This is a genomic window from Terracoccus luteus (genome assembly GCF_003635045.1).
Classification (GTDB): domain Bacteria; phylum Actinomycetota; class Actinomycetes; order Actinomycetales; family Dermatophilaceae; genus Terracoccus; species Terracoccus luteus.
This window is the reverse complement of the sequence record NZ_RBXT01000001.1, coordinates 2,375,557-2,388,366: the sequence shown is the minus strand read 5'-3', so window position 1 is coordinate 2,388,366 and position 12,810 is coordinate 2,375,557. Positions and strand designations below refer to the sequence as shown.

General features: G+C 73.6%; 7 protein-coding genes. 6 read left to right on the top strand and 1 reads right to left on the bottom strand.

The window, feature by feature from the left end; translation table 11 throughout:
- Positions 1–63: 63 nt before the first annotated feature.
- The 4 genes from DFJ68_RS10765 to DFJ68_RS19090 are packed head-to-tail and all read left to right on the top strand — an operon-like array spanning position 64 to position 5,128.
- Positions 64–993, top strand: a complete 930-nt coding sequence (locus tag DFJ68_RS10765) for a tRNA pseudouridine synthase A (RefSeq protein ID WP_245963591.1) — start codon at positions 64–66, stop codon at positions 991–993.
- Positions 990–1,673: a hypothetical protein gene (locus tag DFJ68_RS18290; protein WP_170165745.1), complete on the top strand. Its 684-nt coding sequence runs from the start codon at positions 990–992 to the stop codon at positions 1,671–1,673. The genes DFJ68_RS10765 and DFJ68_RS18290 overlap by 4 nt, the downstream gene beginning before the upstream one ends.
- 41 nt (positions 1,674–1,714) lie before the next feature.
- On the top strand, positions 1,715–3,397 hold the full coding sequence (locus DFJ68_RS10755) for an ABC-F family ATP-binding cassette domain-containing protein (RefSeq protein WP_121033097.1): 1,683 nt from the start codon (positions 1,715–1,717) through the stop codon (positions 3,395–3,397).
- Between the two features lie 60 nt (positions 3,398–3,457).
- The gene (locus DFJ68_RS19090) at positions 3,458–5,128 is read left to right on the top strand and encodes a nitronate monooxygenase (RefSeq protein WP_121033095.1); all 1,671 of its coding nucleotides are present in this window, start codon (positions 3,458–3,460) and stop codon (positions 5,126–5,128) included.
- A 29-nt stretch (positions 5,129–5,157) separates the two neighbouring features.
- Here DFJ68_RS19090 and DFJ68_RS10745 read toward each other — a convergent pair whose 3' ends face one another.
- Positions 5,158–5,442, bottom strand: coding sequence for a WhiB family transcriptional regulator (locus DFJ68_RS10745; RefSeq protein WP_121033093.1), 285 nt, complete (start codon positions 5,440–5,442; stop codon positions 5,158–5,160).
- A 205-nt stretch (positions 5,443–5,647) separates the two neighbouring features.
- On the opposite strand from DFJ68_RS10745, the gene DFJ68_RS10740 reads away from it, so the two are divergent.
- Together DFJ68_RS10740 and pulA are read left to right on the top strand one after the other, a co-directional pair.
- Positions 5,648–6,766: a MerR family transcriptional regulator gene (locus tag DFJ68_RS10740; protein ID WP_147431563.1), complete on the top strand. Its 1,119-nt coding sequence runs from the start codon at positions 5,648–5,650 to the stop codon at positions 6,764–6,766.
- 214 nt (positions 6,767–6,980) lie between these two features.
- A complete protein-coding gene (gene pulA, locus DFJ68_RS10735) occupies positions 6,981–12,785 on the top strand; it encodes a pullulanase-type alpha-1,6-glucosidase (RefSeq protein WP_121035292.1) in 5,805 nt (1,934 codons plus the stop codon).
- Positions 12,786–12,810: the final 25 nt, after the last annotated feature.

The window sequence follows — 12,810 nt, the reverse complement described above, 5'->3', positions numbered from 1 at the left end:
TCGTGCCCTGTAGACGCGCACCGCGGCCGTCGTGGTTGACCTGGCGCCGGGCACAATGGCGCGGTGGACGAGCAGACCCCCGAACCCGCCCCCGGGGTGACCGAGCCGGCGCTCGTGCGGCTGCGCCTCGACCTCTCCTACGACGGCACCGACTTCGCCGGCTGGGCGCCGCAGCCGACGCTGCGCACCGTGTGCGGCGAGCTGACCTCGGCCCTGGCCACGGTGCTGCGCCGTGAGGGCGGGGTGCACATGACCGTGGCGGGCCGCACCGACGCGGGGGTGCACGCCCGGGGCCAGGTCGCGCACGTCGACGTCACCGACGACGAGCTGGCCCGGATGCCGGGTCGCAGCGACCGCGCGCCCGAAGCCGCCCTCGCGACCCGGCTCACCGGCATCCTGCCGCCCGACGTCGTCGTGCGTCGGGTCACGCGGGCACCGGCCGGGTTCGACGCGCGCTTCGGGGCGACGCAGCGGCGCTACCTCTACCGGCTGGCGCCACCCGGCGCGACGCGCGACCCGCTGCGCCGCCGCGACACCGTGTGGTGGCGCCGGCCCCTCGACGTCGAGGCCATGGACGCGGCGAGCGCACCGTTGACCGGGCTGCGCGACTTCGCCGCGTTCTGCAAGCGGCGGGAGGGGGCGAGCACAATCCGCACGCTGCTCGAGTACTCGTGGCGCCGCGACGACGACGGCGTGCTGCTCGGCACCGTGCGCGCCGACGCCTTCTGCCACTCGATGGTGCGCTCGCTCGTCGGGGCCGTCGTGCGGGTGGGCGAGGGGGCGCACGACGTCGCCTGGCCCGCCGCGGTGCAGGTCCGCGGGGAGCGCGGGCCCGGCGTCGTCATGCCGGCGCACGGCCTCAGCCTCGAGGAGGTCAGCTACCCGGCCGACGCCGCGCTCACGGCGCAGGCCGGCCGCACGATGAACCGGCGCCGGGCCGACGAGGTCACCGGACGGGACACCTCCGGCCCTGTGGTTGACTCGGGCGCATGACGCGACCGGCCCGGCTGCTCTCGGTCACCCTGCTCACGGCGCTGCTCGTGCTGGCCGGGTGCAGCACGGACGGTGGCGACACCACCGCCCCGGACGCCGCCCCCACGACCTCGACGACGACGGGCGCCCCGAGCGGCGGCTCCACGAGTGGCGCGGCCTCGTCGTCGGCCACCGCGCCGACCTCGGCGAGCTCGACGTCGGCGTCGTCGCCGACCTCGACGACCTCGTCGGGCCCGGTCGCCGGGCGGTCGGGGACGTACACCGTCACCGCGCCCACCGGCTGGGGCGTGGCCACCGACCAGGCCGACAGCGTGCAGGGCATCGACCTCGTGCTGCTCTCGTCGTCGAAGGTGGCCGGCTTCGGCAACAACCTCGTCGTCATCGTCACCCCCGGCGACGCGACGGTCGTCGCGCAGGAGCTGGAGAAGGGCCGCACCCAGATGGGTCAGGCCGGCCGCAAGGTCTCCGACGCCCCCGACGTGCAGGTGTCGGGGGTCACAGCCAAGGGGTTCCAGACGACCTACGAGCAGCAGGGCGTCAAGATTCTCGCCCGCTCGTACGCCATGGCCCGCGAGGGGAAGGTCTACCTGCTCACCCTGAGCAGCAGCCAGCAGGACGGGGCCAACGCCCTGGCCCAGCTCGGGCGCATCGTCGCCTCGTGGCGCTGGACCGCCGGATAACGACGTGACGCCGCCGACCGGCATCCGACAGGCTTGACCCCGTGGGCCACGTCGACGTCAACTCCGTCTCCTTCACCCTGCCCGACGGCAGGCCGCTGCTGGGCGGCGTCTCGCTGCGGGTGGGCGAGGGCGCGAAGGTCGCCCTCGTCGGCCCCAACGGGGCGGGCAAGACGACGCTGACCCGCATCGTCTCGGGTGATCTCGCCGCGCACGAGGGCGCTGTCACCCGGTCGGGGGGCCTTGGCGTCATGCGCCAGTTCGTCGGGCAGGTGCGCGACGAGTCGACGGTGCGCGACCTGCTCGTGTCGGTGGCGCCCGAGCGGCTGCGCCGGGCGGCGACCGAGGTCGACCGGACCGAGCTGCTCATGATGGAGCGCGACAGCGAGGCCGACCAGATGGCGTACGCCACCGCGCTCGTCGAGTGGGGCGAGGCCGGCGGCTACGAGCAGGAGACCCTCTGGGACAAGGTGACGACGGCGGCGCTCGGCGTGCCGTACGAGCGGGCGCAGTGGCGCAAGGTGACGATGCTCTCGGGCGGCGAGCAGAAGCGGCTCGTGCTCGAGGCGCTGCTGCGCGGGCCCGAGGAGGTGCTGCTGCTCGACGAGCCCGACAACTACCTCGACGTGCCCGCCAAGCGCTGGCTCGAGGAGGCGCTCGTCGCGAGCCCCAAGACCGTGCTGTTCATCAGCCACGACCGCGAGCTGCTCGACCGCGTCGCGACCCGCGTGGCGACGCTCGAGCCGGGTGCCGCGGGCGCCGGTCTCTGGGTTCACCCGGGGCGGTTCGCGACGTACGCGCAGGCCCGCGAGGACCGGATGAGCCGGCTCGAGGAGCTGCGTCGCCGCTGGGACGAGGAGCACGCCAAGCTCAAGGCCCTCGTGCTCATGTACAAGACCAAGGCGGCCTACAACGACGGCCTCGCCTCGCGCTACCAAGCGGCGCAGACGCGGCTGGCCAAGTTCGAGCAGGCCGGGCCGCCGGAGGAGACGCCGCAGACCCAGAAGGTGCGGATGCGCCTCGCCGGCGGCCGCACGGCCAAGCGCGCCGTCGTCGCCACCGGTCTCGAGCTGACCGGGCTGATGAAGCCGTTCGACCTCGAGGTCTGGTACGGCGAGCGCGTCGCGGTGCTCGGCAGCAACGGCTCGGGCAAGTCGCACTTCCTGCGGCTGCTCGCCGCCGGGGGCAGCGACCCCGAGCCGGAGCACCGGCCGGTGGGCGACGTCGCGCCGACGCCGGTCGAGCACACCGGGGTCGTGCGCCTCGGCTCGCGCGTGCGCCCCGGCTGGTTCGCCCAGACGCACGAGCACCCGACGCTGCTCGGGCGCACGCTGCTCGAGGTCCTGCACCGGGGCGACGAGCACCGGGCCGGCAAGCCCCGCGAGGAGGCGGCCCGGGCGCTCGACCGCTACGAGCTGGCCCGGTCGGGGGAGCAGCGCTTCGAGTCGCTGTCGGGCGGGCAGCAGGCGCGCTTCCAGATCCTGCTGCTCGAGCTGTCCGGGGCGACGATGCTGCTGCTCGACGAGCCCACCGACAACCTCGACCTGCAGTCGGCCGAGGCGCTCGAGGAGGGGCTCGAGCGCTTCGACGGCACCGTCGTCGCCGTCACCCACGACCGCTGGTTCGCGCGCGGCTTCGACCGCTTCCTCGTCTTCGGCAGCGACGGCCGGGTGTACGAGAGCGACGAGCCGGTGTGGGACGAGTCCCGGGTGGTGCGCCGCCGCTGACCCGGAGGGCACTCACCCGTTGACCTGCCGGGGCGGGCGCGGCGCGCGATACGGTCGATCATGGTCATCGCCGAGCTCGAGGTGCCGTTCGTCGCCGCCCCCATGGCCGGGGGGCCGTCCACCCCCGACCTCGTCACGGCGGTCGCCGCCGCCGGCGGGCTGGGCCTGCTCGCGGGCGGCTACCTCTCGTGCGAGGGGCTGGCCCGGGACATCGCCGGCGTGTGGGACGACGGCACGACCCGATTCGGCGTCAACCTCTTCGTGCCGGCCGGGGCGAACACCGCCCGGCCCCCGGCGACGCCCGAGCACGTGCGCGCCCGCGTCGAGGCCGTGCGGGCCTACCGGGAGCGGCTGCTGCCGGAGGCCGGACGTCGCGGGGTCGAGCTGCCCGAGCGCCCGGTCGCCGGCGACGATGACTGGGAGCGCAAGCTCGACCTCGTCGTGCGCGAGCGGGTCCCGCTCGTGTCGTTCACCTTCGGGCTGCCCGGCGCTGCGGTGCTCGGCGAGCTGCGTCGGGCGGGCGCGGTGACGATGGTGACGGTGACCGACCCCGACGAGGCCCGGGCGGCGCTCGAGGCCGGCGCCGACACGTTGTGGGTGCAGGGGCCGGGTGCGGGCGGCCATCGCGGGACGCTGCACGAGGACGCCGTCCCCGGTGACCTGCCGCTGGACGAGCTCGTGGCCCGGGTGCGGGCCCTGACCGACGTCCCGATCGTCGCCGCGGGCGGTCTCGGTGACGCCGCGACGGCGGCCCGGGCCATCACGGCCGGGGCGGATGCCGTCGGGGTCGGCACCGCACTGCTGCTCACCCCCGAGGCGGGCACGTCGCTGGCCCACCGCCGCGCCGTGCGCGCAGGCGGCGTGACGAGGGTGACGCGGGCGTTCTCGGGCCGGCCCGCCCGCTCGGTCGAGAACGAGTTCGTCCGTCGGTACGACGACGGGGCCCCGACCGCCTACCCGGAGGTGCACCACCTCACGGTCCCGCTGCGGCGCGCCGCGGCCGCGGTCGACGACCCCGACGGGGTGGCCCCCTGGGCCGGGACGGGTCTGGCGGGTGCCCGTGAAGTTCCGGCGGCCGCCGTGGTGGCGGCGTGGCGCGACGAGCTGGTCGCCGCCCGTGACGCCCGCACGGCGGCAGGCCGACCGGCATCCGGGGGCGGTGGCACCGTGCCGAGCGCGGAGGGGACACTCGACTGGCAGCCGGCGGGGGAGCGCACGGCGTGGCTGGCCCCGCCCGTGGCTGCGGCCCTGTCGCTCGTGCCGGGGGCGCGGGCGGCGCAGATCGACGCGACGCTCGCCGACACCGCCGCGTTCTGCGAGGCCTACGCGGTGGCGCCCGAGGCGTCCGCGAACTGCGTCGTCGTGGAGGGGCGCCGCGGCGAGGAGGTCACCCGGGCGGCGGTCATGGTGCTCGCCACGGACCGGGCCGACGTCAACAAGGCGGTGCGTCGCCACCTCGGCGTCCGCAAGATCTCGTTCGCCGACCAGGGCACGGTGGAGTCGCTGACGGGAATGCAGCGCGGTGGCATCACGCCGGTCGGGCTGCCGGAGGGGTGGCCGGTGCTCGTCGACCGGGCCGTGGCCTCAGCGGGGCCGGTCGTCGTCGGTGCCGGAACCCGAGGGGCCAAGCTGCTGCTCGACGGGGCCGAGCTCGCAGCCCTGCCCGGCGCGGTCGTCATCGACCTTGCGCTCCCACGCGGCGATGCGCAGGGCGGCGACGACCGTCACTGACCGCACCGGGCGGTGCGGATGACGACCGGTCAGCCGGCGACGTCCCACAGCATGCGGGCGCGCTCGCTGGCGGTCGAGCCGCCCCAGATGCCGTAGGGCTCCGGCACGCGCAGGGCGTGGTCGAGGCACTGCTGCACGACGGGGCAGCCGGCGCACACGGCCTTGGCGGCCTCGGTGCGGTCGTTGCGCGCCTTGCGGCTCTGGTCGGGGTCGTCGGTGAAGAACTGCTCGACGTCGCTGCCACGGCACAGGCCGCGCTGCTGCCACTCGTAGTTCTCGAGCATGGGGCGGGGGAGTCGGGTGATGCCGCTCATGATGGCTCCAGGAAAGGACGATGGTGCTGCTTCCGCGATGCCTGTGCGTTCAAGCAAGCTTCTGTGATGCAGAACTTACGCAGGATCGATGCATTGCACAAGATGGCTGCATCAGTTTATGCTGAGGGTGCCCGGAAGCCGGGTGCTCCGGCCCTCTCGAGGGTCGTGGCAGGTGGCCCGGGTACAAACGTGAGTGGTGATTCGAGTGAGTGACAACCGAGCGAAGCCCCGCCCGTCAGCCGACAGCCTCCGGGCCGCCGGTTTCGACGGCGTGCCCGCAGCCATGCCCGAGCTGAGCTGGCCGGTGGGTGCCGTGTCCGAGCGGCTCGGCATCGCCGCCCCCACGCTGCGGTCGTGGGACCGGCGCCACGGCGTCGGGCCGACGCACCGCACGGGCGGCAACCACCGGCGCTACAGCGAGACCGACATCAACCGGGTCACGCTCATGGCGCGCCTGACCGCCCAAGGCGTCCCGGCCCAGGCGTCGGCCGACGTCATCGCCTCGATGGACGACGAGGCGGTCGAGCGCCAGCTCACCGCCTCCGACGGCGACCCGGCCGGCGACGTCACGGCCGGAGCCGACCGTACCGACCCCGGTTCCGACGGTGCGGGTCGCTCTGCGGGGGACGGCGAGCGCGACGACACCCGGGCCGAGCGCCGACAGGCGCGCCGCGGCACCGGCCCCGGGGTGGCGGCCAGCACGATCGTCGAGTCCATCGTGTCGGCGGCCCACCAGCTCGACGGTCCGACCCTTGCCAACCTCTACCGCCAGACCCTGCGCCAGCGCGAGGTCGGCGACGCCTGGACGCACGTCTTCGCCCCCTCCCTGCGCCGCATCGGCGACCTGTGGGAGGGCGGCCGCTTCGGGGTCGAGTCCGAGCACCTGGCCAGCGAGCTGCTCCAGAGCGAGCTGCGCAGCGTGGTCCGGGCCAACCGCCTGCGGCTCGCCGGCCCGCCCGTCCTGCTCGCCGGAGCCGACGAGGAGCACCACCACCTGCCCCTCGTCGCCCTCGAGGCCGAGCTGGCCCGGCACGCCGTGGCGAGCCTCTTCTTCGGGCCCCGGATGCCGACGCCCGCCCTCGTCGAGGCGATGCGCCGCACGACGCCTCCCGCCGTCTTCCTCTGGGCCTCGATCTCGCGCCGACGGCACGAGCCGTTCTGGACCGCGCTCGACGCCGTCGACTGGCCCATGACGGTCATCGTCGGCGGGCCGGGCTGGCCGACCGACGTCCGCCTCGACCACGACGACATCGTCCTGCGTCAGGTCGACGACTTCGACGCGGCGGTCGCCGCCCTGCTGGAGGCGTCGGGCCGCACCCGCTGAGGAGCGCTGCGCGGTCGTTACGGGCGCCGGATCCGGCAACCACGGACATCTCGGACGCGCACGTCCGAGCGCGCTGCAAGTAGTCGCAATTTCTTGCAGCGCAGGTCTGGTCTGTGTCGGCGGCGACGTATACGTTGCTCCCGGCGGCGAGAACCGGTCGGTCGAACGGACCGAGCCACCGTCGACCTCTCGCCACCAGCACGAAGGAGTGCGCATGCGCCGACGCCCCGTCCTGTCCGCCGTCACCGTGGGGGCGCTGCTGCTGAGTGGGACCACCGTCCCCCTCGTCGGTGCGGCCACCGCGGCGGCGGCCGAGACCCCCCGTACCGCCACCCTCGCCGGGTCGCTGCAGAGCGAGCTCGGCTGCGACGGCGACTGGGACCCGTCCTGCACGGCCACCGACCTGGCCCCCGCGGGCGGGTCGACCTACGCCGCCACCTTCACGGTCCCCGCCGGGTCGTACGAGTTCAAGGTGGCCATCGACCACGCGTGGGACGAGAGCTACGGCAAGGGCGGCGGCAACTACCCCGTCGTGCTCACCGCGCCGGCCACGCTGCGCTTCGGTTACGACGACAGCACCCACGCCATCACGGTCACCCCCACCGACCTGCCCGGCGGCGCGAACGCCGACGACCGTCGCCTCGCGACCCCCTCGCTGCGCGCCGGCTCGACGAAGGAGCGCTTCTACTTCGTCATGGCCGACCGCTTCGCGAACGGCAGCCGGGCCAACGACGCCGGCGGCCTCACGGGCGGGCGCCTCGAGACGGGGCTGGACCCGACGAGCCCCGGTTTCTACCACGGCGGCGACCTCAAGGGCCTGACGAACCGGCTCGACTACATCAAGGGCCTGGGCAGCACCGCCATCTGGCTGACGCCCTCCTTCAAGAACCGCCCCGTGCAGGGCACCGGCTCCGACGCCAGCGCCGGCTACCACGGCTACTGGGTCACCGACTTCACGCAGATCGACCCGCACCTCGGCACGAACGCCGAGATGAAGGCCCTCATCGCCGCCGCCCACAAGAAGGGCATGAAGGTCTACTTCGACATCATCACGAACCACACCGCCGACGTCATCGACTACGCGGGCGGTCAGCACACCTACGTGAGCAAGGAGACCGCGCCCTACAAGGACGCCTCCGGCCAGGTGTTCGACGACACGACCTACGCCGGGACGGACACCTTCCCGGCGCTCGACCCGGCCACCTCGTTCCCGTACCAGCCGGTGTTCCGCAGCGAGGCCGACAAGACCGTCAAGGTCCCGGCCTGGCTCAACGACCCCACGAACTACCACAACCGAGGTGACTCGACCTTCTCGGGCGAGTCGTCGACCTACGGCGACTTCGTCGGGCTCGACGACCTCTTCACCGAGCAGCCCGACGTCGTCGAGGGCATGGGCGAGATCTACAAGTCGTGGGTCGACTTCGGCATCGACGGGTTCCGCATCGACACCGTCAAGCACGTCAACCTCGAGTTCTGGCAGAAGTTCGCGCCCGACGTGCTCGACCACGCCAAGGCGGTCGGCCGGCCCGACTTCTTCATGTTCGGCGAGGTGTACGACGGCAACCCGGCCTACACGAGCCAGTTCACCACCGCCGGCAAGCTGCCGGCGACGCTCGACTTCGGCTTCCAGGGCGCGGCCCTCGGCTTCGCCCAGAGCACGGCGACGACCGGCATCCGGGACCTCTTCGCGGGCGACGACTACTACACCGACCTCGACAGCAACGCCTACGAGCTGCCGACGTTCCTCGGCAACCACGACATGGGCCGGGTCGGGATGATGCTGCAGAAGGCCGGGTACTCCGGTGACGAGCTGCTGCAGCGCGACCGCCTCGCACACTCGCTCATGTTCCTCACCCGCGGGCAGCCGGTCGTCTATTACGGCGACGAGCAGGGCTTCACCGGCCCCGGCGGCGACAAGGAGTCGCGTCAGGACATGTTCGCGACGCAGACGCCGGAGTACGCCGACGACACGATCGTCGGCAGCGACGGGCCTGCCGGTACCGGCGACCACTTCGACCGCACGGCCCCGCTGTACCGCCAGATCAAGGCCCTGTCGGCCCTGCGCGCGACCTACCCGGCCCTCACCGACGGCGCCCAGGTGCACCGCTACGCCAGCGACCGGGCCGGCGTCTACGCCTTCTCGCGCATCGACAAGGGCGACCGCCGCGAGTACCTCGTCGTCGCGAACAACGACACGAAGCCCGCGTCGGCGACCTTCTCGACGTACTCCCGCGACGGGCGCTTCACCTCGGTGAGCGGCGGGGGGCCGACCCTGGCCTCCGACCGCGCCGGCCGGGTCAGCGTCACCGTGCCGCCGCTGTCCGTGCGGGTCTACCGCGCCCAGCAGACCATGGCCGCGGCCGTCGGCACCCCCGAGGTCTACGCGGCCTCGCCGTCGGCGGGGTCGACCGTCGGTGGCCGGGCCGAGATCTCGGCCGCCGTGCCCACCAACACCTTCGCCGAGGTGAGCTTCCTCTACCGCCCCGTCGGCACCACGGCGTGGCAGCCGATCGGCACCGACGACAACGCCCCCTACCGCGTCTTCCACGACGTCACCGGCCTGCCCAAGGACTCGATCGTCGAGTACCGCATGGTGGCCAAGGACGCCTTCGGCCGCGTGTCGGCGACCTCCACCTACGGCGTCGTCGGTGAGGCGAGCACCGGCGGCGACACCGGCGGGGGCACCCCGACCGGTCCGGTCGTGCAGCCCGACGCCGTCTCGGTGCCCGGGTCGCTCAACTCGGAGATGGGCTGCCCCGGCGACTGGGCGCCCGACTGCGACCAGGCCCAGCTGACGCGCGACACCGACGACGACATCTGGAAGGGCACGTGGACGCTGCCCGCCGGCGACTACGAGTACAAGGCCGCCGTCGACCGCTCGTGGGACGAGAACTACGGCCTGGGCGGGGCGCCCGGCGGCTCGAACATCCCGCTGCGGGCCCCGGCCGGCCCGGTCACCTTCTACTACGACCACGCCACGCACTGGGCCACGAGCGACGCGCAGGGGCCGATCCTCACCGCACCCGGCTCCTTCCAGAGCGAGCTCGGCTGCAGCGGTGACTGGCAGCCCGACTGCATGCGCTCGTGGCTACAGGACCCCGACGGCGACGGCACCTACACGTGGAGCAGCGACCGCATCCCGGCCGGCAGCTACGAGTTCAAGGTCGCGCACGGCCTGACGTGGGACGAGGCGTACCCGGCTGACAACGTCGCCTTCTCGGTTCCCGCCGACGGCGTCGTCACCACCATCAGCTACGTCCTGTCGAGCCACGAGGTGACCGTGAAGACCTCCCGCGCCGGTGCCGCCCCCGACCTCGGCAAGGCCAAGGCCTTCGTCGCCGGACGCGACCTCGTCGCCTGGCCGGCGTCCGCCGTGCCGGCCGGTACCGACCCGCGCACCCTGACGTGGCGCCTGCACTGGTCGGCCCGCGGCGGGCTCGGGCTCGACGCCGAGGCCGTCACCGGCGGCTCGGTCGCCACGCTGACCCGCGACCCCGCCGGCCTGCCGGCGTCGCTCGCCGCCGCGCACCCCGAGCTGGCCGGGGCGCTCGCCCTACGCCTCGACGCCCGGACCGCCCGGCAGATGCCGAGCATCCTCACCGGTCAGGTGGCCGTGGGGATGTACTCCTCCACCGGTCAGCTGCTCGACGCGAGCGGGGCCCAGACGGCCATCGCCCTCGACGCCCTCTACCCGGGCGCCGCGAGCCGCGGCTACGGGGTCAGCTTCACGGGCGACCGGGTCGGCTACCGCATCTGGGCGCCCACCGCGCAGTCGGTGACGCTGCTGACGTGGCCGGCGCGCAGCGCGTCGTCGGCGCCATCGACGGCGGCGCCCGCCGACGGCCTCCTGGCGGCCGCCACGCGCACGCCCATGAGCAGGGCCGGCGACGGCTCCTGGTCGGTGACGCGCCCGGGCTCGGACCGCAACGGCCAGTACCTCTACGAGGTGAGGGTCTACGCGCCGACGACCGGCACGGTCGTGACCAACCGGGTCACCGACCCGGCCTCGGTCGCGCTGACCCTCGACTCGACCCGGTCGGTCGCCGTCGACCTGCGCGACCCCGCCTTCATGCCGCGCTCGTGGCGCGAGGCGGCCTCACCGGCCCTGGCCCAGAGCGTCGACTCGACGATCTACGAGCTGCACGTGCGCGACTACTCGATGAGCGACGCCACGGTCCCGGCCGGTCTGCGCGGCAGCTACCTCGCCTTCGCCGCGAACGGTGCCGGCCGGGCCCACCTCAAGGCGCTCGCCGCCGCCGGGCTCAACACCGTCCACCTGCTGCCCACCTTCGACATCGCCTCGATCGAGGAGAACCCGAAGAAGCAGCAGAGCCCCGACTGCGACCTCGCCTCCTACGCCCCCGACAGCGAGCAGCAGCAGGCCTGCGTCTCCGCCGTGGCGGACAAGGACGCCTTCAACTGGGGCTACGACCCCTACCACTGGGGCGTGCCCGACGGCTCGTACGCCTCGACGGCCAAGGCCGCGCACGGTGGCGCCCGCGTCGCCGAGTTCCGCACCATGGTCGGCGCCCTGCACGAGGACGGCCTGCGCGTCGTGCTCGACCAGGTCTTCAACCACACCGCGGCCTCGGGGCAGGACGACAAGAGCGTGCTCGACAAGATCGTCCCCGGCTATTACCACCGGCTCGACCCGACCGGCGCGGTCTACACCTCGACCTGCTGCCAGAACGTCGCCACCGAGCACGCCATGGCGCAGAAGCTCATGGTCGACTCCGTCGTGCGGTGGGCCCGTGACTACAAGGTCGACGGTTTCCGCTTCGACCTCATGGGCCACCACAGCAAGGCCAACATGCTCGCCGTGCGGGCCGGGCTCGACGCCCTGACGCCTGCGAAGGACGGCGTCGACGGGTCGAAGGTCTACCTCTACGGCGAGGGCTGGAACTTCGGCGAGGTCGCCGACAACGCCCTGTTCCAGCAGGCCACGCAGGGCCAGCTCGGTGGCACCGGCATCGGCACCTTCAGCGACCGGCTGCGCGACGCGGTCCGCGGGGGTGGGCCCTTCGACGAGGACCCGCGTCGCCAGGGCTTCGGCAGCGGCGAGTCGACCGACGACAACGGGGCCACCACCCCCGACGGCCTCCCGGTCAACGTCGACGCGGCCGCGCGCCTCGCCCACGACACCGACCTCGTGCAGCTCGGGCTCGCGGGCAACCTGCGCTCGTTCGCCTTCCGCAGCCAGGCCAGCGGCGAGCCCGTCACCGGGTCGACCGTCGACTACAACGGTCAGCCGGCGGGCTACGCCGACGAGCCGGACGAGGTCATCAGCTACGTCGACGCGCACGACAACGAGACCCTCTTCGACGCGCTGGTGTACAAGCTGCCGGTCGCGACGACGATGCCCGACCGGGTGCGCATGAACACGCTCTCGCTGGCGACGACGGCGCTGTCGCAGACGCCCTCGTTCTGGCACGCCGGCGCCGACCTGCTGCGCAGCAAGTCGCTCGACCGTGACTCGTACGACAGCGGCGACTGGTTCAACCGGCTCGACTGGACCGGCACCGACAACGGCTTCGGGCACGGGCTGCCGCCCAAGGCCGCGAACGAGGCCAAGTGGCCGTTCATGAAGCCGCTGCTCGCGAACCCGGCCCTCGAGCCGGCGGCCGGCGACGTGGCCACGGCGACCGCCGCGGCTCAGGACCTGCTGCGGCTGCGCTTCAGCAGCCCGCTGTTCCGGCTCGGCTCGGCCGCCGCCATCGACGACAAGGTCTCGTTCCCGGTGTCGGGCACGGCCGACGCGCACCCCGGTGTCGTCGTCATGCGCGTCGACGACACCAAGGGCGCCGACGCCGACCCGCGGCTCGACGGCCTCGTCGTCGTCTTCAACGCCACGCCCGATGCCGTCACCCAGAAGGTGCCGGGTGTCGGCGGGGCGCTGCAGCTGAGCCCGGTGCAGGCGGGCGGGTCCGACCCGGTCGTCAAGACCGCGACCCACGACGCGTCGGCGGGGACGGTCACGGTCCCGGCGCGCACCGTCGCGGTCTTCGTGCAGCCGAGCTGAGGTCGCGCCCCCCGGGGGGCGAGCG

Coding starts and splice junctions, on each gene's coding strand:
- DFJ68_RS18290 (WP_170165745.1), top strand. CDS start 990: ATGACGCGACCGGCCCGGCTGCTCTCGGTCACCCTGCTCACGGCGCTG.
- DFJ68_RS19090 (WP_121033095.1), top strand. CDS start 3,458: ATGGTCATCGCCGAGCTCGAGGTGCCGTTCGTCGCCGCCCCCATGGCC.
- DFJ68_RS10745 (WP_121033093.1), bottom strand. CDS start 5,442: ATGAGCGGCATCACCCGACTCCCCCGCCCCATGCTCGAGAACTACGAG.
- pulA (WP_121035292.1), top strand. CDS start 6,981: ATGCGCCGACGCCCCGTCCTGTCCGCCGTCACCGTGGGGGCGCTGCTG.